Source organism: Hoeflea algicola, from assembly GCF_026619415.1.
In the GTDB taxonomy this organism is placed as follows: Bacteria; Pseudomonadota; Alphaproteobacteria; order Rhizobiales; family Rhizobiaceae; genus Hoeflea; species Hoeflea algicola.
Genome location: NZ_JAOVZR010000001.1, coordinates 3347650 through 3371854 on the forward strand (window position 1 = coordinate 3347650; position 24205 = coordinate 3371854).

The following is a 24205-nucleotide window of genomic DNA, read 5'->3' on the forward strand; positions in this document are numbered from 1 at the left end:
GTCCAGTTGCAATCCACCGGCGATATTCATGCGGAGGTTCCTCGCACCGTGCTCCCTGATGTCCGCCGCCCGGGTATCTGTAATCAAGCCGGTGCGGGGCATAACAGTCCCGATCATCAAGACCAGATCCTGTTTCAGTAGAGTTCGGGTCGTCGGTCTGCCCGGTAGGTGGCGATCGCGCGCCAGCGGGCAAGGTCATCGCTGTCGTAATCAAGCGTCGCTGCGGCAATGCCTTGCGCGGCAGCGGCGGAAGCCAACACCTTGCCCGACGGGGCGACAACACAGGAATGGCCGAGCGAGTCAAAACCCTGTTCTGGCCCGATGCCGTTTGCCATCGCCACCCACACGCCATTTTCCAGCGCTCTTGTGCGGGCGAGCGATTCAACCGCGGACCCGGTCCAGCCCCAGGTCTCGCGCTGGAAATGATCGGAGATCCAGTTGGTGCTGTTGATCACCAGATCGGCGCCAAGATCGGCCAGTTTGCGGATATATTCGGGGAACATGAGATCGTAGCAAATACTCAAGCCGATGCGGCCGATGCTTGTGTCTATGACCATCGCCTCGTTGCCATAGGCGTACCATTCACGCTCCGCGGAAAACAAATGCACTTTCTTGTAGGTTGCAAGGCGGGTGCCATCCGGCCCGAACAGCAATTGCGCATCATAGACCTTCTCGCCCTCGCGGATGGCCATGCCGATGGCGACATGGATCGCGCCGGCCTTGGCGAAGCCGGCGATAGCCGTGGCGGACGGGCCGTCTTCGGTTTCGGCAAGGCGGTCGAGTTTGTCGGCGATGAAATAGCCGGTCGTAGCGGTTTCGTGCAGGATCACGAGATCGGCGCCATCGTTTGAGGCCGCCCGGATCAGTTCGCCGATTCGTTCCAGGTTGGCGGCCACATCGTCAGCCACACAGTTGAACTGGGCAACAGCCACGCGCGGGGTACGGGATTGGGACGCAGTCATGAAAACTCCTTTGCCGGCGTGCCGCCGGATGCTGCCAAGAGGATGTCGAGTTCGCTGGCTTGATTAATCGGAATTTCGGCGACGAAGCGCCGGTCGTGCATGGTCAGGATCCGGTGGCTGAGCGCAAGCAGTTCTTCGCTTTCCGATGAAATCACCAGAACGGCCGTTCCCTGGGCGGCAAGTGCGCGCAGAATGTCGTGGATCTCGGACTTGGCGCCGACATCGACGCCACGCGTGGGTTCGTCGCAGATCAACAGTTGCGGCTTGGTCAGCAGCGCGCGGGCGAGCACGACCTTTTGCTGGTTGCCGCCCGAAAGCTTGCTGATCGGGATTGTCAGACCGGAGGCCACCAGCCGCAGTTGCTCCAGCATCGCCCGCGAGCGGGCAAGCTCGGCGCGGTGGTTGCGGATCCCCCAGCGTGCGATGCCCGGCAATGCCGCAGCCGTTGCGTTGGCGACCAGATCAAGTCTTGCGAATATGCCGTTACGCTTGCGATCCTCGGTGAGATAAACCACGCCGGAGCGCATCGCCTCATGCGGTGTTTTCAGCGATAATGGCGCTCCGTCGATCCGGGCTTCAACCGTGACGCCGGGGCCCGGATTGCCTGCAAGGGCGCGGGCGAAACTGGTTCGTCCGGCGCCAACCAGACCGGCAAGCCCGAGAATTTCACCGCGCCTTATATCGATGCGCTGCGCGCCGCGGCTGGTGGTGTAATCAATGGTGTAACGTTCAGCGTCTTCCGGGGCGAAATGCGGAGCCGGGGTGGCGTTCTGCGTGCGCCCGATCATCAGGCTGACGATGTCGGCAATCGTCAAACCGGGTGTGGGGCGTGTATCGATCTTGCGGCCATCGCGAATCACGGTGATGCGATCGGAAATGCTGAGCACTTCCTCAAGCCGGTGCGACACGAAAAGGATCAGGAGACCATCGGCGCGCAGCCGTCGCATGATCGCAAACAGGTTTTCCTGCTCAGTCAACGACAGTACCGCGGTAGGTTCGTCGAGAATGAGAATCCGCGATGCATAGGTCAGCGCTCGTGCGATCTCGACCATTTGTTGCTGGGCAACGCTGAGGCTGCTGACCTCTGCGGAAGGATCGAGCTCAATTGAAAACCGCTCAAGCAGAGCTTGCGTGTCGGCGGTGAGCCGGGCCGGGTCGATCAGTCCGAAACGGGTGCGCGGCTCGCGTCCGAGAAAGATGTTGCGGGCGACCGACAATTGCGGAACCAGACTGAATTCCTGGTACACCGTGGCAACGCCGGCGGCCTGGGCTGCCTGCGGGCTGGCGAAGCGAACGGTCTCCCCGGCAAGAATGATACTGCCTCCACTGGGCGGCGTTACGCCGGAGAGCAGGTTCATCAGGGTTGATTTACCTGCGCCATTGGCGCCGATAATGGCGTGAATTTCGCCCGCCTCGGCAGCGAATGTGACGTCCGTGAGCGCCGCCACGCCGGAATACTGCTTGGAGAGGTTTGTGACCTCGAGCATGGGCATGGCGGCGACCCTTTCTACTGCTTGGGCAGGAATTCAGCGGGCAGCGCGCTGGCCCACCAGTCGTCCGGCGCATCCGGGCTGACCAGCGTGCCGATATCTGCGGGGCTGACATATTCCGACGGCACCGCGGTGCCGCGCGGCACTTCATTGCCCTTCAGGATTTCAAGTCCTACCTGCAGCGCAACCTGACCGGCGCGGGTCGGGAACGTGACTGCGCCGCCCTGATTGTTGGCGGCCACCCATTTCAGCCAGCCATTATATTCGTCGCCGGGGGAGAAAGTGACTTCGTCAGAACGGCCCGCTTCGTCAAAGGCTTCGACCATGCCCAGCGACATCTGGCCTGCGGGTGAATAGACCCCGGTGATGGTGGGAAAGCGCTGCAGCAGGTTTTCGGTGATCTGCTTGGCCTTGCCGCGGTTCCAGTCGCCATATTCTGCGCTCAGCAATTCGACTTCGGGAAATTCCTTGAGCACGGTTTCCAGCGCTTCGAGCTGTTCAACTGCCGCGGTGGTGCCGGGGATCGGCAGCATTGCCACAATCTTTCCCTTGCCGCCGATATCGGCCATCAGTTGGCGTGCAACCATCTCGCCGAGCTTGTACTGGCTGATATAGGCATTGGCGATGGTGCCCTCGGAATCGGTGAAACCGCCACCTGCCTGCACGGTGGGAATGCCGGCGGCGACCGCACGCTTGAGCACGTCTTCGACGGAAGCATCATCGACCGGCCAATAAACCAGCAGATCAATATCCTGGCGCATCAGATCTTCGATGTCGGAGACCTGTTTGGCCGGATTGAACGAGGCATCAGTCACGACCACGCTCTCGACCTCGGGGTGGAGCGAGGCTTCCCAGTAGACGTGCTGCAGTGCGAAGACGACCCAGGAGTTGGCGAGATAGCCGGCCGAAACACCGACCTTGAGCGGGCCTTCCTTCTTGAACTGGGTGGTGTCGACCATTTCAGCAGCCTTGGCTGTTCGTGCAGCGTCAGCAGCCTGATCTGCGAAAACCGGGCTGGTCATCAGCGCAGCCGCTGAAATGCCGGCAAGTGTCAGGACAAATCGTCGTGTAATGCTCATGTTGGTTTCCCTCTTTGCTTTTGGTTAGCTGTTGCGCTCGCTCAGGCGCCCGTGCAGCGCTGAGGCAAGAATGATGATGATGCCCATGACGACGAGCTGCATGTGGTAGGGCAGACCGCCGATATTGACGAGGTTGAAGGCGATGACGAGGATCAGCACACCGGCCAGCGTACCGGCAATGCCGCCGCGCCCACCCTCGAAAGTAGTGCCGCCCAGAACGACCGCGGCCAGTACCTGGAATTCCAGGCCTTGCCCGGCGGAGGTTCCCGACACGCCGGAGCGCGCCAGCAGCGCAATGCCTGCAAATGCCCCGAACAGGCCCGAGAGCATGTAGGCGCCGACGGTTACCGCGCGAACCGGCAGGCCTGACAATACCGCCGCGCGCCGGTTCGATCCGATCAGGAACAGCTGGCGCCCGAACACGGTGGTCTTCTCGATCAGCAACCCGGCGCCGACCAAGAGGATGAGCGCCAGTGTCAGCACCGGCACCATGCCAGCCATGCGGAAATTGAAGAACTCGCGAAAGCCCGGCGCGACGATGCCCTTGGCGGTGCCGCCGGTATAAAGCTGGGTCAGGCCGATAACTGCGACGCCCATGCCGAGCGTGAGAATGAACGGCGACACCCGGCTATAGGCAATCAGAACACCATTGAGCCCGCCGACCACTAACCCGGCCGCGCAAGCGACCGAGATGGCCAGCGGCAGGTTGGCGGCGTCGCCCGCCATCATCGATGCGCACAGCACCGAGGTGAGCGAGATCACCGCGCCGATCGACAGATCGACCCCGCCCAGAATCATCACCAGGGTGACGCCGATGGCGGCAATGCCCACTGGTGTGACCTGGCGGATCATGTTGAACAGGTATTTGGGATCACCAAATGCCGGAGAAACCGCCAGGCCCGCCAGATAGATCGCTATCAGCACGAAGAAAATCGCATAGCGGTCGAGATCGCCAATCCGCGAGATCAAGCCTGTGGGGGTGGCCGCACTCATGCTTCACCCTTGCGCGGCTGGTTGATCAGAATGGCCAGGATCACGATCGCGCCCTTGATGAACATTTGCAGATAGGCGGAAACTTCAAGAAGATTGAGCAGGTTCGAGATGCAGGCGAGCAGCATCACGCCGCCAAGCGAGCGGACAACGCTGCCGCGTCCGCCCGACAGGGCGGTGCCGCCGAGCACCACGGCGACGATGGCGTCCAGTTCCAGCCCATTGCCGGCCAGCGGATATCCGGTCCCCAGCCGCCCTGCCAGCAGCAATCCGGCCAGTGCCGCGGTTACGCCGGAAATAATGAACACAGCGAGCCGCACGCGCGGCAGGTTGATGCCCGCCCGGCGCGCGCTCTCGGGGTTTCCGCCGGCGGCCACCAGATGATAGCCGAAGCGGGTTCGTGTCAGCACGAGGTGGCCGGCTGCGGCGAGAACCGCCACGGCGATTGCCGATAGCGGCAATCCCAGCACGGAGCCATTGGCAAGTGTGGCGAGCAACTCGGAGGTGCGGCCGATGCTCCGGTCCGTGTAGGTGAAGATCGCCCCCTGCAGCACAGAGAGCATGCCGAATGTCAGGATCAGCGGATGCAGCCGCAAGATATTCAGTAGCGTTCCGTTGACGAGGCCGATGCCTGCGCCAATCAGCATCATCAGCGCGACCACGGGGAGTGTCATCGCTGCCTCGCCATTGAGCAGCGCGGAACTCAGCACCACCACCAGCCCGGCAATCTGGCCGATGCTCAAATCGATCATGCCGGCGGTGATGACAAAGGTCTGGCCGATGGCGAGCACGCCTAGAACAGCGGCCTGCCGCAGCACATTGGCGAGGTTTTCGGGATCGCGGAAGGCCGGCACCCACAGCGCCGCCGCCAGCACGCCAAGGCCGAGGATCAGCCAGATCACATTGTGATCGAGCACGCCCCAGCGCAGTCGAAGCATTGCTCCCGGCCCTGTCGAATTGCTGCTCGCGACCTCAGGCAAGATAGCCTCATCCCCGATTGCGGCGCCACGATTATCGGCGCATGGTTGTCGCTGAGCATGCTGTAGGTTAGAACCTAAGTCAACAGTATCCAACTGAATGGTTGAAAAATGTCCGAAGCTCCGAAAAAGCGCAAAGCCAGGCGCGAGACAAGCGAATCCACGCGCCAGCAATTGCTCGCGGCAGCCCGTGAGGCTTTCATGGTCGGAGGGCTCGAAGGCGCGCGCGTCGACGATATCGCCCTGCGCGCAGGAAGCAACAAGCAGCTCGTCTACCATTATTTCGGCAACAAGGACGGGCTCTACACCGCCGTGCTCGAACAGGTCTATCAAGAGATTCGCGAACAGGAGGCGGCACTCAAACTCGGTTCGCTTCCGGCGGAAGAAGCGATGCGCAAGCTTGTCGAGTTCAGTTTCGATTACCTGCGTCAATCGCCCGAATTCGTGCGTATTCTGGTCGATGAGAACATTCATTATGGCCGCCATCTGAAAGACGCAGGGGCGGTGCAGGCCGTCAATAAGCCGATCATCGACCTGATCGCGCAGACGCTGGAGCGCGGCGTGGAAGATGGCGTGTTTCGCCGCGGTCTTGACCCGCTGCATGTCTATCTGTCGATCGCCGGAATGTCGTTCTTCTACTTCGCCAATATTCACACGCTGAGCTACGCCTTCAGCCGTTCACTGGATGGCAAGGCGGAGATGGATGAGCGCAGGGCGCATATCGTCGACTTCGCGCTCAATGCCATACGAAATCGTGCTCCGGCAACTCCATCCACTTGACATGATCCATTATCGGCTCGATTATCAACTAATTAGTTGACACTCAGATCATCTCTGCAAACGGGAGCCGAAGAATGCAGCACCAGGACGACGCAGACCGCGTGCCGACCGGCTTTGCCGACATCGAGGCGTTGGAGGAGAGGCTGTCGCGCCCCGATGACGATGTCATCGCCGACCTTGCCAGTATCGATGGCGATATCATGGTGCTGGGGGCCACCGGCAAGATCGGCCCGAGCCTGACACGGATGGCAAAGCGGGCCGCACCCGACAAGCGCGTCATTGCCGTCGCCCGGTTTTCCGATCCTTCATTGCTGGAGCGTTTTCAGTCGCAGGGGATCGAGACGATCAAGGCCGACCTTCTGGACCGGGACCAAATCGCGGCATTGCCAGACGTGAAGAACGTGCTGTTCATCGCCGGTTTCAAATTTGGCGCCTCGGGCACGCCGGCGCTCACCTGGGCCACCAATACATTGCTGCCGGCGCAAGTAGCGGGCGGCTTGTCTGACCGCAGGTTGGTGGCGTTTTCAACCGGCTGCGTCTATCCGTTCGTGCCGATCACCTCAGGTGGGGCGACCGAGGATTATCCGCTCACACCGCTGGGCGAATATGCCAATAGTTGCGTCGGGCGCGAGCGCGCCATTGAATGGGAAGCGGCGCGAAACAACACCGACACGCTGATGTTCAGGCTCAACTACGCCATCGATTGCCGCTATGGCGTGCTGCACGATATCGCCAGCAAAGTGCTGGCCGATAAGCCGGTGGATCTGACCACGGGCTATGTCAATGTCATATGGCAGGGCGACAACAATGCGATGGCCTTGCGATCGCTGCGGCATTGCGCAACCCCTGCCCGCGCCCTGAACATCACCGGCCCGGAAACCCTTTCGATCCGCTTTCTGGCGGAGCGACTGGGCGAAAAGATCGGCAAGAAGCCAATCTTTTCTGGCGAAGAGGCGCAGACGGCCTGGCTCAACAATGCCGGTAAGGCTTTCGGCCTGATGGGATATCCGAAGGTCAGTCTCGAGCAGATGCTGGACTGGGTTGCCGACTGGGTTACGCGCGATATGCCGAGTCTGGGCAAGCCGACCGGCTTCGAGGTGCGCGACGGCGCCTATTGAGTTTCAAACCACCTGCCCGTTCAAAGGACGTCAGATGCATTTTTCCGACATTCCCGCAGATGTCCTCGCTCGGTTTCGCGATGGCGTCGTGATCCCGGCCCAACCGTTGGCTCTCAATGCCCAGCGGCAGTTCGATGTTCGGCGTCAACGAGCGCTGACCCGGTATTATGCCGATGCAGGGGCCGGGGGGCTGGCGGTCGGCGTGCATACGACCCAGTTCGCCATCCGCGATGTTGGGCTCTACCAGCCGGTGCTGGAGGCCGCCGCTCAAACGGTATCGGAGTGGACCGAACGTCCGCTGGTGATGATTGCCGGTGTGGCAGGCAGAACCGCGCAGGCTGTCGCCGAGGCCAGAACCGCGCGCGGGCTTGGCTACCACGCGGTGTTGCTGAGCCTTGCTGCCTTGAAGGGGTGCAGCGAGGACGAGTTGATCGAACATTGTCAGGTCATTGCCGCTGAGATGCCGCTTATAGGCTTCTATCTGCAGCCTGCGGTGGGCGGCATGGCGCTGGGCGCCTCGTTCTGGCGCCGGTTCGCGGGCATCGACAATGTCATCGGCATCAAGGTGGCGCCGTTCAACCGCTATGCCACGCTGGACGTCATGGCCGGCGTTGCTGCCGCCAGGGCGGGCGACCGGGTTACGCTTTATACCGGCAATGACGATCACATCGTGCTCGATCTGGTGACGCCGTTTCGCACCGAGCTTGGCAATTTGCACTTCGCCGGCGGACTGCTCGGCCATTGGTCGGTATGGACCCAGAAGGCTGTCGGTATTCTCGAACGTTGCAAGGCCGCACGCCAGCAAGACGCGGTCTCGATGGATGTGCTGGCGCTCGACAGCGCGGTCACCGACTGCAATGCGGCATTCTTCGATGTTGCCAACGCTTTTCACGGAGTGATCGCTGGTTGTCACGAGGTGCTCAGGCGGCAGGGGCTGCTGGAGGGCCGCTGGTGCCTCGATCCGGATGAGGACCTCAGCCCCGGACAATCCGAAGCCATCGACAGGGTTTACCGGCTCTACCCGGAGCTCAACGACGATGCCTTCGTCAAGGCCAATCAGGAGCGCTGGCTGGAAAGCGCCTGATCCCGACGGTGGCCGGTGCCATCTCCCGGCATACCCCGCGGCTCGCAGTGGCACCGCCCTCCCATATCCGGCCTTATCTCTGCCCCGCGTCCGAACCGTGTGCTTCATGCGCCGCGCGCCACTCAAGGCTTCGGCTTCGCTGGGTGCGCGCCCGATCTGCTTGCGGTGCTTTCGGTTTGAACTTAGTGCCCCGAACGGGTCATGGCGCTTTCCACAAGCATAGTCTGATCCGCCATCGCCGCCAAAAGGCGGTTCGGTGTTACCGAGGACTTGGTAATAGGTGCGGTGGGCATGGCCGCGAATTGCCTGTCCGCAATTTATTGCGCCTGGTTAGTCCCGATTCCCACACCAGAATACAAAACGGATAAAGATTTAAAGTCCTTCAAGCATGTGAGGAACAGGTGGTTGTCATCGGTCGGGTTCGAACGGCGGCAGGAATTGAGAACCGGAGGTGGCTGGGAAATTCGGGCGATCCACTCCCTCGTTAAATTGCAACCTCAAATCTGGGTCATAGGTGTTGGCGGGGCGTACCTATGGCATTCGGGCCAATTCGGCCCGCAGATTGTGCCGTTGAATCAGCTCGTGCAGGATGGAGAAGAAGAGGTTTTCCACCGCAAGGCTCGCCGCGGTGATCGGGCGGCCGCGTTTCCTAACGATTGAAGCGGTGCGTTTCATGACCGGTTTGGCGACCGGCACGAGGATCAACTCGCCTCTTGCCACCTCATCCATGACAGCGGCATGCGAGAGAATGGTGTAGGCGCTTGCGCGCGATACCATCGCCACAATATGGCGAAGTGCGTCGATCTCCATGACGATGTTCAGTGTCAGATTGTGCGCTCGGGCATAGCGCTCGATCACTTCGCGCAGGCCATGTTGTCTGCTTGGAATAACCAGCGGCAGTTCTGCCAGTTTCTCAAATTCGATCGGCTCGACCGCGCACCCATCAATCCGTTCGGCATTTGGCCAGTTGTCGGGCGCTGTAACGAGAAATAGTTCTTCCGAAAGCAGAGGCTGGCTGTCGAGGTGGCCAACATCAAGGCCTTGATAGACCACGCCGAAATCGATGTGTTCGTTCTCGATCCACTCAAGCACATAGCCGGACATCGATTCGACAATTCGCAGTTTGACCAGAGGCAGGTCCGCCCACACGGTTTCCGCCAGCGGCACACTCAGAAGCAGCGCGACAGACGGAGGCAGGCCGATTGCTACCGGTCCGCGTGCTTCGCCACCGATATGGCGGACTTCGTCCAGAGCCAGATCAACGCTGCGCAGGATATCGCGGCTGAATTTTGCCAGCGCCAGTCCTGCGTCGGTGAGCTGCGTCCCGCGCACCCGGCGGACAACCAGCTTGACCTCCAGTTGATTTTCCATGCGTGCCAGCATTTCAGACAGCGAGGGCTGCGAAATGCCGATACGCGCAGCCGCGCTCGAGATCGTGCCGGTGTCGGCAATCGCAACAAAATAGCCCAGTTGCCGCAAATCTATCGATGTGTGTTTGTTCTTCTTGCTCATAGGGTGAGCCTATGCCTTGCAAGGGCGCCTTGTCGAGGCCCTTGTCCCTGCCATCAAAACCGTATTGGCTCAAGGCAGCTTTGCAAGACGTGCGCATTGTCCGCAGCGACCGTGGAAATTGTCGCCGGGCAGTGAGGGTGAGGAGTGTGTCATGGTTTCGAGAAAGCAGCATATAGAAATGCTCAGACTGGACCCCGAGTCCGGTTGGCAGGATCTGCCAGGATTTCCCGGCGGGCTGGAACATCGGCCGTTGGCCAATGATCTCGATGAGAAGCGCAAGACCGGATCACGCACTCGCCTGATCCGGTTCGCTCCAGGGGTGTCGACCGAGGAGGCCCTGGTTCATGACTACTGGGAGGAAGTTTTGTTGCTCTCCGGCGATCTCACGCCAAAACAGGATCCGGTTCCGGCCTCTGCCGAAACCATGGCCTATTGTCTCAGGCCGCCAGGCACGCCCCATGGTCCATTCATATCGCACACCGGCTGCGTGCTCATGGAAGTCCAGTATTACCTCAAGGACTAACGGCCGCTTTCACAATCTCCGATGACCAAGGGTCACGGTGTCTAACCCGACTTCCCTGTGTGATCCGATCATTCGCATGAATTGCCAACACGCTGACGCCCGCATTTTCGAGGTTCCTGATGCCCCAGCCATTGCTTCAACCCTACCGCATGGGCTCGCTTGAGCTTCCAAATCGCGTGGTCATGGCGCCGATGACGCGCAATCGCGGCGACAATCCGGGGAACGTTCCGACCGAGTTGGTGGCTGAATATTACGCGCAGCGCGCCAGCGCCGGCCTGCTGATCAGCGAAGGCACCTTTGTCAGCAAAAAAGGAATCGGTTTCATCAATGTTCCCGGACTTTACACCCCGGCGCAGGTTGACGGTTGGCGGCAGGTCACCGGCGCTGTCCACGCCAATGAAGGTCGCATCTTCTGCCAGCTGTGGCACGTCGGGGCGGTTTCGCATCCGGAATTGCTTGATGGTGAGTTGCCGCTCGCCCCTTCCGCGATCAATCCTGAGAGCACGGCCTACACTTTCGGTGGCTTCAAGCCGACGGTTACACCGCGGACAATGGAGAGCGAGGACATTGCCGGAGTCATCGGGGAATTCCGGCAGGCGGCCAGAAACGCCGCCGATGCAGGGTTTGACGGCGTAGAGATCCACGCCGCAAACGGCTACCTGTTTCATCAATTCTTTGCCCGCAGCATGAACCTGAGAACCGACGCCTATGGCGGTTCCATCGAGAACCGCGCGCGCTTGTTGTTCGATGTGATAGATGCCGTGCGCCAGTCTTACCCGGCGGACCGGATCGGGGTGCGGGTCAATCCGACCCTGCATGGCCTGTCGGGGATTGAATTCGATGAGGAAACGTTGCCGCTGTTTGACCATGTCGCGGCCCGGCTGAGTGAGTTGGGGCTCGGCTATCTTCATGTAATGGAGCCTATCAACGATACCGACCATTTGCCGCCAGCCTTGACCGGTAATTCGGTCGCGGCCTATTTCCGCAGTCGCTTTGCCGGGACGCTGATCAGCGCTGTCGATCACACCAGCGAAAGCGCCAACGCGGCCATCGACCAGGGCTCTGCCGATCTCGTTGCGTTCGGGCGCCCGTTTATCTCCAACCCGGATCTGGTCGACAGGTTCCGGACAGGGGCTGCGTTGGCGATGCCGGACCGGACCACCTTCTACGCCGGTGGAGCCAGGGGCTATGTGGATTATCCAACAGCCTCGGACAGCCCGGTGGAGAACGCTGGTGCAGACTATATCGATAGCCGCGAAACCTACGCGGAAACACGCAGGAAGATGAAGGCTCCCACCACGGACTAGCCGTTTGAGCGGACGCTGGATCAGACGTTCCTGCTTCGCCCGGATTGTTGCCGCAGACAGTGTGCGTGCCGGCCGCTGCAGAAACGAAAGATGGAGATTTGTTGCGAAATAACGCTGCCAAATCAATGCGGCGTCTCACAACAGGGCGGTCGGAAAAAACCTGCACGATAGTTTAAGCCTATGGCCCATTCAGGGTTGGAAAAAGCCCACTTCTCACTGTGTCGATTGAATGCTCAATATGTCCCGAAGGTTCCCGGTTCGGTGGTCTGAACCATGTGCCAGACGAAGCGCGTTGGAAGGTGTGATGCTCGATTACGATAGACTGCGTAACCTCTCTTTGCCCGAGGTCAGACATCAGTACGATGAGAAACACACCATTCTCTATGCGCTGTCAGTCGGGCTCGGTCAGGACCCGATGGATGAGCGGCAACTGGATTATGTCGATCATCGCCGCGACCTCGTCTCGATGCCGTCAATGGCAGTGGTTCTGGGCTACCCCGGTCTCTGGTTGGCCGGTGTCGGGATTGATCTGTCGCGCGTGTTGCATGGAGAACAGGATATCACGTTACACAAACCGCTGCCTGTCTCCGGGATTGTTATTGGCGCCACACGGGTAACTGACGTTATCGACAAGGGTGCAGGCAAAGGCGCATTGATCGTGTCCGAGAAACGCATTTGCTTGGAAGAAACCGGCGAGTTGCTGGCGACTACCCGCAACACCAGTTTCCTCAAGGGCTATGGCGGTTTTGGAGGTCCGAGTGGAGCTGGCGGGGCGCCGCACGCACCTCCGGATACTGAGCCCGACTTCGTTGTCGACCTGGGCACGCGCCCGGAGCAGGCTTTGATCTACAGGCTAAATGGTGATGACAACCCGTTGCATGCTGATCCCGAGAGCGCGAAACAGGCCGGTTTTGACCGGCCCATCCTGCATGGGCTCTGCAGCTTCGGTGTCATTTGTCACGCGCTGATCCGGGTGCTGGCCAAATATGACAATGCGCGTCTGAAAAGCATGAAGCTCCGCTTTTCGGCGCCGGTGTATCCCGGAGAGACAATACGAACAGAAATCTGGCAATGCGGGAGCTTTCGTTCCCGGGTGGTCGAGCGAGATGTTGTGATCGCGACCAACGGTCTTGCGACATTTGGCCGGTAGCGCTGGCTGCAGGATCGGTCGGGCAGTGAAGGAAGATAAATCGACATGGGATTGAGCCCTGAACAGTTGGAAAATGTCCGCATGTTGCGCGAGAGCGCGGCCGCGGTCGCTGACAAGCAGGATCTGACGCGCATACGCAGCCAGCGATTTGCGCTGCCCGGCTTCGATCGACAAGTTTGGCAAACCATGAGCGAACTAGGGTGGCTCGGCCTGGCGCTTCCCGAGGCCAATGGCGGTGCTGGTCTCGGCATGGTCGAAATGGCGGCGCTGGCGGAGGAACTTGGCGCTGCGCTGTCACCTGAACCCTTTATTGCCGCAACACTGGCCGTCAACCTGCTCGGGCCCGAATTGCGAAGCGCGGCCATGGCTGGCGAAATAATCATCCTGCCCGCCTTGCAGGAAAAGCCGCAGGATCTGGGGCGGAGTGGGGATCTGACTCGGTTTGAGGATGGTCGTGTTTCCGGCCGCAAGGTATTTGTCCCTATGGCGGCGGGAGCGGACGCGTTTGTGGTTTCCACGCGAGGGGGACTTGCCGTTGTTGACGCCAAAGCCGACGGGGTTCTGGTGGAGACGATCCAGGCTCAGGATGGCGGCCATTGGGGCACTGTGAGTTTCTCGGGCGCGCTGGCAACGCCGACCGAAGGCGATCTCGCAGGCGCCCTGGATCAGGCGATCATCGCTACGTCGGCCTATCTTCTGGGCGTGATTGATGCCGCCCTCGAATTGACGCTGGATTATCTCAATACGCGTGAGCAATTTGGCGCCAAGCTTGGCAGTTTTCAGGCTCTGCAGCACCGTGCTGTCGACTTGAAGCTGCAGGCAGCATTGACCCGGGCCAGCGTCACCGATGCCGCCAGCATTCTCGATGCAGACACAACCCGTGCGGCAAAATCGGCGGCGGCCTCCCGCGCCAAGGCGCGCGCCAGCGATGCGGCAATGCTGGTGACCCGTCAGGCGATCCAACTTCATGGCGGAATTGGCTACACGGACGAGCACGATATCGGGTTGTTCCTGCGCAAGGCGATGGTTCTGTCGCCGTGGCTCGGCGATTCGACTTGGCACCGACGGCGCTTCGCCGCGCTGACAGCGGAGCATGATGAGCAGGCATCTTCGCCGGCCCGGTCAGGGCAACTGGCGGATGCGGAGGTGCAATGAGATGAGCCATTCAGCCTTCAATTTCCAGGACTACAATGCATTGAGCGAGAGCGACTTCCGGGCGCTGGTGCGGCGGTTCCTGGATGCGCACCACCCACCCGAACTGCGCAACCCGATCAAGCGTCTGCACTGGAATGAAGCGCGGCCCTGGTACATGACGCTTTCCGCACATGGATGGCTGGCGCCCGGTTGGCCGCGTGAAGCCGGCGGAATGGGGCTTTCTCCCTCAAAACAGCTGATTTATGTCGACGAGTTCGAGCGCTTCGGCGCAGCCCGGACGCCGGATCATGGCATCATGCTGTTCGGGCCCTTGCTGTTGAAATACGGCACCGAGGCGCAGAAGCAGAAATTTCTGCCCCGCATCATCGCCGGCGAGGACATCTGGTGTCAGGGATACAGTGAGCCGAACGCCGGATCAGACCTTGCCAGCCTGCGAACGCAGGCGGTGCTTGAGGGCGATCACTGGCTGATCAATGGTCAGAAGACCTGGACCACATTGGCCAGCGACGCCAACTGGATCTTCATGCTGGTCCGGACGGATTCGACCGGCAAGAAACAGCAGGGCATCAGCTTTCTTCTCGTGCCGATGGATAGCCCCGGGGTTTCGGTGCGCCCGATCATCAATCTCGATCTGCAAGACGAGTTTTGCGAGGTCTTCTTCGACAACGTCCGGGTGCCCCGTGAGAACCTGGTGGGAGAGGTCAACCAGGGCTGGACCATGGCCAAGGCGCTGCTTGGTTTCGAGCGAATTTTCCTGGGCTCGCCGCGCCAGTCCGCCCATGCAATCGCGCGGCTGAAAAAGCTCGCCGAGCATGTCGGGGCATGGTCCGATCCGGTGTTTCAGGATCGCTACACGCAGCTGCGGCTGGATCTCGAAGATCACAAGTCACTCTACGAGATCTTTGCCGACAAATTGCGTCAGGGCCAGGAACTAGGCGCCGAAGTGTCGTTGCTCAAGATCCATCAGAGTGAACTCTATCAGCGGATTTCCGATGCAATGCTTCAGATTGGTGGTGAGGAAGCCACCTGCCTCGAACCCATCAACGGTGATCGCGATCTCAATCCGGCGGGCGTCTTTCTGACAGCCCGGGCCGCAACGATTTACGGCGGCGCCTCCGAGGTTCAGCGCAACATCATTTCGAAGAACGTTCTTCGGCTGCCGGACAAGCCATCAAATAAAAACAGCGCTGCATGGCGCGACACAAACTCAAATACGGGAGAGAAGCCATGATCCTGGCGGGCAAGGTAGCGGTGGTTACGGGAGCGGGGGCAGGCATTGGTCGGGCTATAGCCTTGGCAATGGCGGAGGCCGGGGCCTCCGTGGTGGTCAATGACATCGGGGTATCGCTGTCTGGAGACGGCGGTTCGGAGGCCCCGGGCGATGAGACCAAAACCATGATTGAAGCAGCCGGCGGCACAGCAGCCGTTTGCACCGAGAGCGTGTCCGAATGGTCAAGCGCCCAGCGCATTATCCAGTGTGCCCTCGACCAGTTCGGTCGGGTGGATGTGGTGGTCAATAATGCTGGAATTCTGCGCGATTCAATCTTCCACAAGATGCCGGTCGAGGATTGGTTGTCGGTGGTCAACGTGCACCTCAACGGGACGTTCTTTGTCAGTCGTGCGGCCGCCGGACATTTCCGCAAGCAGGAATCTGGTTCGTTTGTTCACATGACCAGCACGTCGGGGCTGATAGGCAATTTTGGTCAAGCCAATTATTCCGCCGCCAAGCTCGGAATTGTCGCACTGTCGAAATCGATCGCGCTCGACATGGCGCGCTACAATGTTCGGTCAAATTGCATCGCGCCGTTTGCCTGGAGCCGGATGACAAATGCGATCCCGCTGAATGATCCGGAACAAAAGGCGCGCGTCGAAAAGCTGATGCCGATGACGCCGTCCAAGAACGCACCGCTCGCCGTATTCCTGGGCTCCGACAAGGCGCGGGATGTTTCGGGGCAGGTATTTGCAGTCCGGCATAACGAAATCATGTTGATGAGCCAAAGCAGGCCGATCCGCACGGTTCACCGCAACGAGGGCTGGACCCCGAAGACCATTGCCGAGCACGCCAATCCGGCGTTGTCAGGTTCCTATGTGCCGCTTGAGCGCAGTGGCGATGTTTTCACCTGGGACCCGGCCTGACTGTTGCGACCATTTCGCGGAATATATTGGAAAGACCATGAACAACGAAGAGATCGACGACACATCCGCGATTCGCGAAGAGGTGAAGAAGCTATGCGCGAATTTCCCTGCCGAGTATTGGCGCAAGCTGGATGAGGAGCGGGTCTATCCTGTAGCCTTCGTCAAGGCGTTGACCGAGGCGGGCTACCTTTCCGCGCTTATTCCCGAGGAATATGGCGGGGTCGGGCTCGGACTGTCGGGCGCTGCCGCAATCCTCGAAACGGTGCAGGCGCAGGGCTGTAACGGGGCTGCATGCCACGCACAGCTTTATACGATGGGCACGATCCTCCGTCATGGTTCCGACACCCAGAAGCAAACCTATCTTCCAAAAATAGCCAGTGGCGAGCTTCGTCTGCAGGCCTTTGGAGTGACCGAGCCGACCAGTGGTTCGGATACCGGAGCCTTGCGCACCGTGGCCCGGCTCGAGGGTGATCGATATATAGTAAACGGCCAGAAGATCTGGACCAGCCGCGCCGAATATTCGGACCTGATGCTTCTGCTGGCGCGAACCACGCCGCTCGATCAGGTGGAGAAAAGCACCCAGGGCCTCTCCACATTCATCGTCGATATGCGCGAGGCCAAGGGCAACGGCCTGACGATACGACCGATCCGGACCATGATGAACCACAGCACCTGCGAGGTGTTTTTCGACAACATGGAGATCCCGGCCGCCAATCTGATTGGTGAGGAAGGCAAGGGTTTTCGCTATATCCTGTCGGGCATGAATGCCGAGCGGATTTTGATTGCGGCCGAATGCATCGGTGATGCGAAATGGTTCATCGACAAATCGGTCGCCTATTCCAGTGAACGCCGGGTTTTCGGGCGTCCCATCGGCCAGAACCAGGGCATTCAGTTTCCGATCGCCCGAGCCTACGCAAACATGCGCGCAGCCGAGTTGATGGTGCGGGAAGCCTTGCGCCGTTACGAGGCGGGGGAGAACGCCGGCGCCGAGGCCAACATGGCCAAGATGCTGGCCGCTGACGCGTCCAACGAGGCCGCCAACGCCTGCATTCAAACCCATGGCGGGTTTGGCTTCGCTGAAGAATACGACATCGAGCGCAAGTTCCGCGAAACCCGGCTCTACCAGGTAGCACCGGTCTCCACCAATCTCATCCTGGCCTATCTGTCGGAACATGTTCTCGGTATGCCGAGGAGTTATTGAGCCGGATCCATGTATTGCTCTTTCGCGGCAAGCCTCAGCCGGTTGGCTTCACGGATTGCCTGCACATTCTGAAATTGGAAAATTGCCATGCGTCGCGCAGCTATAGTTAATCCTGTTCGCACTCCTGTGGGTACATTCGGTGGCTCACTGCGCCCGGTCGCCGTGGAAGAACTCGGTGCCATTGTCGTCAAGGAAGTGCTCAAGCGCACGGGAATTGATCCGGCGTTGATCGAGGATGTCGTCTTTGCCCAGTCTTATGCCAACAGCGAGACGCCCTGCGTCGGCCGTTGGGTCGCGCTTCAAGCCGGCTTGCCGGTTGAAACGCCGGGGATGCAGCTTGATCGGCGATGCGGTGGCGGACTTCAGTCGATCGCCACGGCGGCAATGATGGTGCAAAGTGGTGCCTGCGATGTGGTCATTGCCGGCGGCGTAGAGAGCATGAGCAATATCGAGTACTACACGACCGGTTCGCGTTGGGGCGGCCGTTCCGGGTCGATGATGCTGTATGACCGACTTGAGAGAGGGCGCGAGCGCTCGCAGCCGGTGGAACGGTTTGGCCATATTTCGGGCATGATCGAAACCGCGGAAAACCTTGCAGTGGATTTCCAGATATCTCGCGAGGAAGCCGACGAATTTGCGGTGCGAAGCCATGCCAATGCGACCGCGGCATGGTCGTCGGGGGCGTTCGACAAGGAAGTTGTTCCGGTCAGTGTTCCGCAGCGCCGTGGCGACCCGGTTCAGTTCGCCCGCGATGAGGGAATTCGATCAGATACAACAATGGAATCGCTGGCGCGTCTGCGACCGCTTGTTGCCGGTGGCACTGTAACGGCTGGCAATGCCAGTCAGCAAAACGATGCTGCGGCGGCTTGTCTGATCGTTGCCGAGGATCGGCTTGAAGCTCTGGGACTGGAACCCATGGGATTTCTGGCGGGCTGGGCGGCGGCCGGCTGCGAGCCGTCGAGAATGGGGATTGGCCCGGTTCCGGCCGCAGCGCGGGTGTTTGCCAAGACCGGCCTTTCCATCAGGGACATGGACCTGATCGAAGTCAATGAAGCCTTTGCCTGCCAGGTGCTGGCGGTTCTGAAAAGCTGGGAGCTGGAAGACCACAGCCACGTCAATGTCAACGGATCGGGCATCTCGCTCGGGCATCCGATTGGCGCCACGGGCGTTCGCATCATGACCACACTGTTGCACGAGATGCAGCGCCGGCAAGTCCGCTATGGTCTGGAGAGCATGTGCGTTGGCGGCGGTCAGGGGATGGCTGCCGTCTTCGAGCGGGCTTAGCGGGCACCGGAGAATGCGGGGATGTTCGACATGACGAAGGTTTCCGGCTTTGACATGGCCGACATTGTCCGGCGCGGTGATCTGGTCTGTTGGGGGCAGGGGCCTGCCGAACCATTGTTGCTGACCCGAGCGCTGTTGGCGCACCGCGCTGCCATCGGCGAATTTTCGGTCTTTCTCGGTATGAGCTGGAGTGAAACATCGGATCCGTCGTTCTGTGACCATGTCCGTTTTTCGTCCTATTGCGGCGCAGCTAACAATCGCAGGCTAAGCGCGGCAGGCAAGCTGGATATCTTGCCGCTTCATTATTCCGACATGGCAGCGCGGCTGACGGGAACGGTTGATGTCCTGCTGCTGCAGCTCGCCCCGACCGGCGATCCAGATGTGTTCAGCCTCAGCATGGCTTGCGAATATCTCGCGCCGCTCATCGAGAGCGCGCGGGTCGTGGTCGCCGAGATCAACACCCAGGCTCCCATGACCCATGGCGAGCGGCTGGTCAAAGCCGATGAGATTGATTTTCGGATTGAAAGTTCACGCGCTCTCCCGGCCATGCCGGCAGCGAAGGTTGGGCCTGCTGATGTCGCGATCGCTCGGCGGGTCGCAGAGCTGGTTGAAGACGGTGCGATACTGCAAATCGGATTGGGCGCAATTCCCGATCAGGTGATACGGGAGCTCTCCGGACACCGCCATCTTGGCGTACATTCCGGTTTGATCAATGATGGGATCGCCGATCTCATCATCTCGGGAGTGATTACCAATGAACGCAAGCCGGTCGACACCGGTCAATCGGTGACCGGGCTTCTGGCTGGATCGCAGAAACTTTGTGATCTTGCCCATGACAACCCGGCCATCTCTCTGCGCGCGACGGCCTATACCCACGCGCAGTCCCTGTTGGCGCAGCTTGACCGTTTCACGGCGATCAACTCGGCCATCGAGGTTGACCTGACCGGACAGATCAACGCCGAATGTGCGGGGGAAGATATGTCGGTGCTGTTGGCGGTGCCGCGGATTTTCTCAGAGGTGCGCATCGTTCCCGCAACGGGCTGCCAATCATCGCGCTGCCCTCAAGCATGCTGCGGTCGGATGGGCGGTCGAAAAGCCGCATCGTTGCCACCCTGGACGGCCCCGTAAGCACGTCCCGGGCTGATGCCGGAATTTTCGTGACCGAGCATGGGGTGGCCGATCTGCGCGGGCAATCGCTTTCGGCACGGGTCAAGTTGATGATCGGCATTGCTCATCCCGATCATCGCGAAGAACTGGCGCGCCAAGCCCATGCGGGTGGCGATTAAGCCGAACCTATACTTCGGCGGCGAATTGCTGTCATGCATGCACTTCAGATGCAAAGCGTTCGCTGTTTGCGCTTGCCAGGTGGAGGGTGTCCGCAAAGTCGGTCAGGGCCGGTTTGCGAGTTCACCCCGGCCTGTCATGGCAAGATGGCCTTCATCGTCATGAGCCCAGCAGTCGAACGTATCTTGCGCCAGATCCAGTTTCACGCACAGTCCCAGTTCCCGGTCGCAAAACAGTGGTTTGACGGCCCTATAGGAAAAGCTCGCCATCTTGCACCCTGCATGGCGCTCCACTGCCGCTGCCAGCAGTGTTGCGGTCAGGGGGCCAGGCATGACGATGTCGGGATAGCCCTCAACCTTGGTCGCGTAATCGCGGTCATAATGGATGCGATGGCCGTTGAACATGACTGCGGAATAGCGAAACAGAAGCACCGGATCTGGCCGGAACATTTCCCTGTGGTCGTAATCATCCGGGGCCGTTGCATAGACAGGTGCGGGCTGATCCGGGCTTGGCTCATCACGATATACGACGGTTTGCTCTTCGGTGATATGGCCGCCTGAAGCCCCCTCGAACTGATGTTTGATTTGCACAAAGACCAGCGAGCCGCTGGCGCCGGTTTTCGGCGTCACGCTGAGAATCGTCGATGTTCTGGTGACATCCTCGGCCACGGCAATCGGTTTGCCAAAGCGAAGCTTTCCACCCGCCCACATCCGTCGCGGCAAGGCCACCGGCGGGAGAAAGCCGCCTCGGACCGGGTGCCCGTCTTCACCGACCATCGAGTGTCTGCGGGGTGGAAAAACGTTGACCCAGTGCCAAAGCGGAGGGGTTTCCTCTCCTGCGGCTGGCGCTGTCGGGTGATCCAGAAGTGCGGCCATCTGCGCCGCCTGGAGCAGATTGATGGGGACCTGGTCGATCTGCTGGCGTCCGACCCAGCCTTGCAGCTCTTCGTCGCTGGCGATGGTCATGCTGTCATCCATTCGTGTTCGCGTCCGCTCTCAGAAACTGGCTGTCAGGATCCAGCCAGTCGAGGCGGGGCGGGGTGAATACGTCATATTCGAGGGTAGCTTCGAGTGCCTCCACCGCATGCGGCATATGGGAGGGGATAAGGATAACCTCACCGGCGCGGACGATCATTGTCTTCTGGTCGCCTTCGTCTCCCAGCGTGACGCAGAGTGCGCCTTCCACCACATGTGTGAATTGCTCATGTTCGTGAGAATGGAGCGGGACGGTGGCGCCTTTTTCGAATCGGACTTCGCCGATCATGGCTTTGTCGCTGGTGACCAACCGGCGCGTGATACCGCCGCGAAGATGGTCGACCCTTTGCTCTTCCCAGCGAAAATGCTTTGCCTCGTCCGTCATCTTCAAGCTTCCTCCAAGCGTTCAGAAAAGCATAGCGCAGACCTGAACTGACAAGCCTCTCTCCAGCCCGTCCGACAATAGGTATCACACCCATAACAGGGAAGCGTCATTCCCATAGGGCATGCCTATGGTCTCCAAAGGACGATTTATTCGGCGCTATCCTAATCGGTTCCGATAGGGCAGTCATATACCCCAACGGCGTCTATCGAAGGAGGCCCGGGCAGAGTAAGTCGCGGATCGCAACCATGCGGCGGTTGGCTGGAAAGTGATCTCCGATAGGATCGCGTTCCTATTGCCTGGAGACGGAAGATGCCGGAGAGAGGAATAATATAATATGACGAAGAGTGTCTTGTCTGGAATACGTGTACTCGATTTTGGTCGCTATATTGCGGGGCCATATTGCTCGGCATTGCTGGCTGACCAAGGTGCGGAAGTTATCCGTATTGAACGCGTCAACGGCAATGATGACCGCTATGTCATGCCGCTCGGCGATTCAGCAGAGGGCGCTCTCTATCTTCAGATGAACCGCAACAAGAAGTCCCTGGCGCTCGATATCACCCAGGGGCGCGGCGCCGAGATTGTTCGTCAGCTTGTGGCGACGGCCGATGTCATCGTGGTCAACCTGCCTCCCAAGGCCAGGACCAAGCTCGGCCTGGACTACGACACCTTACGCAGCATCAAATCCGATATCATTCTCACCACGGTTTCGGCTTTCGGAACCGGAGGAAGTTACGGGGACCGTGTTGGGTTTGACGTGTCGGGCCAGGCCTTGAGCGGGGCGGTCTACCTCACCGGCACCAAAGATCAGCCTTACCGGTCCGCAATATCCTATGTTGATTATTCGACGGGAATGTCGGCAGCCTTCGGGACAATGGCGGCGTTGCTGGAGCGCAAGACAACCGGGCGTGGCCAGCATGTCGAGGCATCACTGCTCGGCAGTGCGCTGACCATGACCAATTCCATGTTGATCGAAGAGGCGTCGGGTTCACGTAGCAGGGTGCCGACCGGCAATCGCAGCCCGATTTCCGGCCCTTCTGATTTGTTTGCCACCCGCGATGGCTGGATGTTTGTCCAGGTCATAGGCCAGGACATGTTCGAGCGCTGGATTGATCTCGTGGGCGCTGAAATGTTGCGCGGTGATCCCCGGTTCAAGGACGACATTTCCCGTGGCGAGAATGGCGAAATTCTCAGTGAACTGACCGCCAAGTGGTGCCGCAAGTTCACCACCCGGGAGTGCCTTACTAAGCTTCATGCGAGCCGGGTTCCGGGTTATCAGGTGCTGACGCCGGCCGAAGCCCTCGAGGCACGCGAAGTCAGTGAAGGTGAGTTCTTTGACTGGCAGGAACGCGAGGGGCTGGATGCGCCGGTCCCCATCATGCGCTCGCCGGTGTCGCTTTCCGAACACGGAATGACTCCGCTCAGGCCGGCTCCCCGGTTGGGAGCCGACACCAGATCGATTCTGGAAGCGCTTGGGCATGGCGAAGAAGAAATTTCTATCCTTGTGGAGGATGGATTGGCCAATTGCGATGAACACGGGGGTGATTGATTCGCAAGTCTGAATTCCAAAATGACACCCTGAGGAGGAAGCATATGACTATCAAAAAAGTAATGGTACTGGCGGGACTGGTTTCAGCCCTGACCCTTTCAACGTCCGCTTATGCGCAGGAAGTAATCAAGGTCGGCATGTCTGCGCCGCATTCCGGTGCCGCGGCGATGTGGGGCCAGGCAACTGACTGGCTTTGCGATACTGCAGCCAAGGAAATCGCCGCTGACGGTGGCGTGACCGTTGACGGCAAGGTCTACAATTTCGAATGCTATTCCTACGACAACAAGTACAGCGCCGCCGAAGGCGCCAAGGTCGCCCAGGCGATGCTCAACCGGGACGGCATTCGCTTCATATCCCAGGCGATTGGCACCGCGCCGGTCCGTGCTCTGCAGTCGCTGAGTGAACGCAGCGGTGCGCTCATGTTCACTGTGGCCTGGGGAACAAGCATCAAGGGTCCGAAATTCCCGCTCACATTCACCCAGATGAACACGCCATTCGAGCTCTTCAAGCCGTTCTTGACATATGTGAAGAACGCGCATCCGGACCTCAAGACCGTGGCTATGCTCAGCCCCAACGATGCATCGGGCCAAGAAGCGGCACCTGTTAGTTATGAAGTCTGGGGCGATCTCGGCGTTGATGTCGTTGCCAGCGACACCTATGAACGCGGCACCACCGAGTTTCAGCCTATCGCGGCCAAAATCGCTGCACTGAACCCGGATGCTGTTGATCTTTCGACGCTGCCGCCCGGTGATGCTGGTCTGGCATACAAGGAACTTGCAATCCTCGGCTGGAAGGGCATTCAGGTTTCGGGAACCGGCACGGGAACCCAGGGTCTGGTCACGCTCGGTGGAGCGGCCGCTGATGGCACCTATATCGGCGCGGCAATCCCGTCCGATGGCAAGCTGGGAACTGAAAAGCAGAAAGCGCTCAGCGAAGGTTTGAAAGAAGCTACCGGTGAGCATGTCAACTCGGTCGTGCTCGGCGCTTATGACTCGCTGTTTGCGCTAAAGGCTGCGATGGAGAAATCCCAGAGCCTTGATCCCAAGGTGGTGGCAGCAACTCTTCCCGAGATCACTTTTGAAGGGTTCCACGGAACAACTGCATTCGGCGGCGCTGAAGTCTATGGCTCGCCCCAGCAGATGTTGCTGCCAATCATCGTCAGTCAGATTCAAGACGGGAAGTTGGTCGAACTGGAGCGCATCATTCCTGATGAGCTGAAAGCACGTCTCGCGAAGTAATAAGTGAGAATAATCTGGCTGTGAGTGAGT

At 59.8% G+C, this 24205-nt stretch carries 21 protein-coding genes and 1 pseudogene; 14 read left to right on the forward strand and 8 right to left on the reverse strand.

The features are described 5' to 3' along the window. Positions 1-134: 134 nt before the first annotated feature. The 5 genes from OEG84_RS16385 to OEG84_RS16405 are packed head-to-tail and all read right to left on the reverse strand — an operon-like array spanning position 135 to position 5459. Entirely contained in the window at positions 135-962 is an 828-nt protein-coding gene (locus OEG84_RS16385; RefSeq protein ID WP_267654743.1) for a carbon-nitrogen hydrolase family protein, read from the reverse strand. Next, on the reverse strand, positions 959-2455 hold the full coding sequence (locus OEG84_RS16390) for a sugar ABC transporter ATP-binding protein (protein ID WP_267654744.1): 1497 nt from the start codon (positions 2453-2455) through the stop codon (positions 959-961). The genes OEG84_RS16385 and OEG84_RS16390 overlap by 4 nt, the downstream gene beginning before the upstream one ends. A 14-nt stretch (positions 2456-2469) precedes the next feature. Continuing rightward, positions 2470-3531 carry a substrate-binding domain-containing protein gene (locus tag OEG84_RS16395; protein WP_267654745.1) on the reverse strand — a complete coding sequence of 354 codons (1062 nt, stop codon included), beginning with the start codon at positions 3529-3531 and terminating at the stop codon, positions 2470-2472. 24 nt (positions 3532-3555) lie between these two features. Then, the gene (locus tag OEG84_RS16400; protein WP_267654746.1) at positions 3556-4524 is read right to left on the reverse strand and encodes an ABC transporter permease; all 969 of its coding nucleotides are present in this window, start codon (positions 4522-4524) and stop codon (positions 3556-3558) included. Beyond that, entirely contained in the window at positions 4521-5459 is a 939-nt protein-coding gene (locus OEG84_RS16405; RefSeq protein WP_267654747.1) for an ABC transporter permease, read from the reverse strand. Before OEG84_RS16405 ends, OEG84_RS16400 begins: the two co-directional genes overlap by 4 nt. Before the next feature lie 150 nt (positions 5460-5609). Between OEG84_RS16405 and OEG84_RS16410 the strand changes: the two genes are divergently transcribed. From OEG84_RS16410 to OEG84_RS16420, 3 genes are all read left to right on the forward strand, one after another. Next, positions 5610-6278 (forward strand): TetR family transcriptional regulator, encoded by a 669-nt coding sequence (locus tag OEG84_RS16410; protein WP_267654748.1) that lies wholly within the window; start codon positions 5610-5612, stop codon positions 6276-6278. A gap of 74 nt (positions 6279-6352) precedes the next feature. Then, the gene (locus tag OEG84_RS16415) at positions 6353-7396 is read left to right on the forward strand and encodes an NAD-dependent epimerase/dehydratase family protein (RefSeq protein WP_267654749.1); all 1044 of its coding nucleotides are present in this window, start codon (positions 6353-6355) and stop codon (positions 7394-7396) included. 34 nt (positions 7397-7430) lie between these two features. After that, entirely contained in the window at positions 7431-8480 is a 1050-nt protein-coding gene (locus OEG84_RS16420) for a dihydrodipicolinate synthase family protein (protein ID WP_267654750.1), read from the forward strand. A 531-nt stretch (positions 8481-9011) separates the two neighbouring features. On the opposite strand, the gene OEG84_RS16425 is transcribed toward OEG84_RS16420, so the two are convergent. After that, positions 9012-9992 carry a LysR family transcriptional regulator gene (locus OEG84_RS16425; RefSeq protein ID WP_267654751.1) on the reverse strand — a complete coding sequence of 327 codons (981 nt, stop codon included), beginning with the start codon at positions 9990-9992 and terminating at the stop codon, positions 9012-9014. Positions 9993-10143: 151 nt separating this feature from the next. Between OEG84_RS16425 and OEG84_RS16430 the strand changes: the two genes are divergently transcribed. The 9 genes and pseudogenes from OEG84_RS16430 to OEG84_RS16470 all read left to right on the forward strand — a co-directional run bounded on the left by OEG84_RS16430 (position 10144) and on the right by OEG84_RS16470 (position 20034). After that, complete coding sequence (locus tag OEG84_RS16430; protein ID WP_267654752.1) at positions 10144-10515, forward strand: cupin domain-containing protein; 372 nt, start codon at positions 10144-10146, stop codon at positions 10513-10515. Positions 10516-10634: 119 nt separating this feature from the next. Continuing rightward, positions 10635-11822: an alkene reductase gene (locus OEG84_RS16435; RefSeq protein ID WP_267654753.1), complete on the forward strand. Its 1188-nt coding sequence runs from the start codon at positions 10635-10637 to the stop codon at positions 11820-11822. Positions 11823-12126: 304 nt separating this feature from the next. Continuing rightward, positions 12127-12972 (forward strand): MaoC/PaaZ C-terminal domain-containing protein, encoded by an 846-nt coding sequence (locus tag OEG84_RS16440; RefSeq protein WP_267654754.1) that lies wholly within the window; start codon positions 12127-12129, stop codon positions 12970-12972. Positions 12973-13017: 45 nt separating this feature from the next. Beyond that, on the forward strand, positions 13018-14127 hold the full coding sequence (locus OEG84_RS16445) for an acyl-CoA dehydrogenase family protein (protein ID WP_267654755.1): 1110 nt from the start codon (positions 13018-13020) through the stop codon (positions 14125-14127). 1 nt (position 14128) lies between these two features. Continuing rightward, positions 14129-15358: an acyl-CoA dehydrogenase family protein gene (locus tag OEG84_RS16450; RefSeq protein WP_267654756.1), complete on the forward strand. Its 1230-nt coding sequence runs from the start codon at positions 14129-14131 to the stop codon at positions 15356-15358. Then, entirely contained in the window at positions 15355-16263 is a 909-nt protein-coding gene (locus OEG84_RS16455; RefSeq protein ID WP_267654757.1) for an SDR family NAD(P)-dependent oxidoreductase, read from the forward strand. Before OEG84_RS16450 ends, OEG84_RS16455 begins: the two co-directional genes overlap by 4 nt. A 37-nt stretch (positions 16264-16300) precedes the next feature. Beyond that, positions 16301-17464 (forward strand): acyl-CoA dehydrogenase family protein, encoded by a 1164-nt coding sequence (locus OEG84_RS16460; protein WP_267654758.1) that lies wholly within the window; start codon positions 16301-16303, stop codon positions 17462-17464. A gap of 87 nt (positions 17465-17551) precedes the next feature. After that, the gene (locus OEG84_RS16465) at positions 17552-18748 is read left to right on the forward strand and encodes an acetyl-CoA C-acetyltransferase (protein WP_267654759.1); all 1197 of its coding nucleotides are present in this window, start codon (positions 17552-17554) and stop codon (positions 18746-18748) included. A 546-nt stretch (positions 18749-19294) separates the two neighbouring features. Next, a pseudogene (locus OEG84_RS16470) lies at positions 19295-20034 on the forward strand (acetyl-CoA hydrolase/transferase family protein). A 102-nt stretch (positions 20035-20136) separates the two neighbouring features. Here OEG84_RS16470 and OEG84_RS16475 read toward each other — a convergent pair. Beyond that, on the reverse strand, positions 20137-21009 hold the full coding sequence (locus OEG84_RS16475) for an HTD2 family dehydratase (protein WP_267654760.1): 873 nt from the start codon (positions 21007-21009) through the stop codon (positions 20137-20139). Then, positions 21002-21391 (reverse strand): cupin domain-containing protein, encoded by a 390-nt coding sequence (locus OEG84_RS16480; protein WP_267654761.1) that lies wholly within the window; start codon positions 21389-21391, stop codon positions 21002-21004. The genes OEG84_RS16475 and OEG84_RS16480 overlap by 8 nt, the downstream gene beginning before the upstream one ends. A 334-nt stretch (positions 21392-21725) precedes the next feature. On the opposite strand from OEG84_RS16480, the gene OEG84_RS16485 reads away from it, so the two are divergent. Together OEG84_RS16485 and OEG84_RS16490 are read left to right on the forward strand one after the other, a co-directional pair. Further along, a complete protein-coding gene (locus OEG84_RS16485; RefSeq protein WP_267654762.1) occupies positions 21726-22937 on the forward strand; it encodes a CaiB/BaiF CoA transferase family protein in 1212 nt (403 codons plus the stop codon). 44 nt (positions 22938-22981) lie between these two features. Beyond that, positions 22982-24175: an ABC transporter substrate-binding protein gene (locus OEG84_RS16490; RefSeq protein ID WP_267654763.1), complete on the forward strand. Its 1194-nt coding sequence runs from the start codon at positions 22982-22984 to the stop codon at positions 24173-24175. Positions 24176-24205 lie beyond the last annotated feature (30 nt).

What these genes read in the sequence shown, in the direction of transcription:
- OEG84_RS16385 (WP_267654743.1), bottom strand. Translation starts at nt 962, where the DNA reads ATGACTGCGTCCCAATCCCGTACCCCGCGCGTGGCTGTTGCCCAGTTC.
- OEG84_RS16390 (WP_267654744.1), bottom strand. Translation starts at nt 2,455, where the DNA reads ATGCCCATGCTCGAGGTCACAAACCTCTCCAAGCAGTATTCCGGCGTG.
- OEG84_RS16395 (WP_267654745.1), bottom strand. Translation starts at nt 3,531, where the DNA reads ATGAGCATTACACGACGATTTGTCCTGACACTTGCCGGCATTTCAGCG.
- OEG84_RS16400 (WP_267654746.1), bottom strand. Translation starts at nt 4,524, where the DNA reads ATGAGTGCGGCCACCCCCACAGGCTTGATCTCGCGGATTGGCGATCTC.
- OEG84_RS16405 (WP_267654747.1), bottom strand. Translation starts at nt 5,459, where the DNA reads ATGCTTCGACTGCGCTGGGGCGTGCTCGATCACAATGTGATCTGGCTG.
- OEG84_RS16410 (WP_267654748.1), top strand. Translation starts at nt 5,610, where the DNA reads ATGTCCGAAGCTCCGAAAAAGCGCAAAGCCAGGCGCGAGACAAGCGAA.
- OEG84_RS16415 (WP_267654749.1), top strand. Translation starts at nt 6,353, where the DNA reads ATGCAGCACCAGGACGACGCAGACCGCGTGCCGACCGGCTTTGCCGAC.
- OEG84_RS16420 (WP_267654750.1), top strand. Translation starts at nt 7,431, where the DNA reads ATGCATTTTTCCGACATTCCCGCAGATGTCCTCGCTCGGTTTCGCGAT.
- OEG84_RS16425 (WP_267654751.1), bottom strand. Translation starts at nt 9,992, where the DNA reads ATGAGCAAGAAGAACAAACACACATCGATAGATTTGCGGCAACTGGGC.
- OEG84_RS16430 (WP_267654752.1), top strand. Translation starts at nt 10,144, where the DNA reads ATGGTTTCGAGAAAGCAGCATATAGAAATGCTCAGACTGGACCCCGAG.
- OEG84_RS16435 (WP_267654753.1), top strand. Translation starts at nt 10,635, where the DNA reads ATGCCCCAGCCATTGCTTCAACCCTACCGCATGGGCTCGCTTGAGCTT.
- OEG84_RS16440 (WP_267654754.1), top strand. Translation starts at nt 12,127, where the DNA reads ATGCTCGATTACGATAGACTGCGTAACCTCTCTTTGCCCGAGGTCAGA.
- OEG84_RS16445 (WP_267654755.1), top strand. Translation starts at nt 13,018, where the DNA reads ATGGGATTGAGCCCTGAACAGTTGGAAAATGTCCGCATGTTGCGCGAG.
- OEG84_RS16450 (WP_267654756.1), top strand. Translation starts at nt 14,129, where the DNA reads ATGAGCCATTCAGCCTTCAATTTCCAGGACTACAATGCATTGAGCGAG.
- OEG84_RS16455 (WP_267654757.1), top strand. Translation starts at nt 15,355, where the DNA reads ATGATCCTGGCGGGCAAGGTAGCGGTGGTTACGGGAGCGGGGGCAGGC.
- OEG84_RS16460 (WP_267654758.1), top strand. Translation starts at nt 16,301, where the DNA reads ATGAACAACGAAGAGATCGACGACACATCCGCGATTCGCGAAGAGGTG.
- OEG84_RS16465 (WP_267654759.1), top strand. Translation starts at nt 17,552, where the DNA reads ATGCGTCGCGCAGCTATAGTTAATCCTGTTCGCACTCCTGTGGGTACA.
- OEG84_RS16475 (WP_267654760.1), bottom strand. Translation starts at nt 21,009, where the DNA reads ATGGATGACAGCATGACCATCGCCAGCGACGAAGAGCTGCAAGGCTGG.
- OEG84_RS16480 (WP_267654761.1), bottom strand. Translation starts at nt 21,391, where the DNA reads ATGACGGACGAGGCAAAGCATTTTCGCTGGGAAGAGCAAAGGGTCGAC.
- OEG84_RS16485 (WP_267654762.1), top strand. Translation starts at nt 21,726, where the DNA reads ATGACGAAGAGTGTCTTGTCTGGAATACGTGTACTCGATTTTGGTCGC.
- OEG84_RS16490 (WP_267654763.1), top strand. Translation starts at nt 22,982, where the DNA reads ATGACTATCAAAAAAGTAATGGTACTGGCGGGACTGGTTTCAGCCCTG.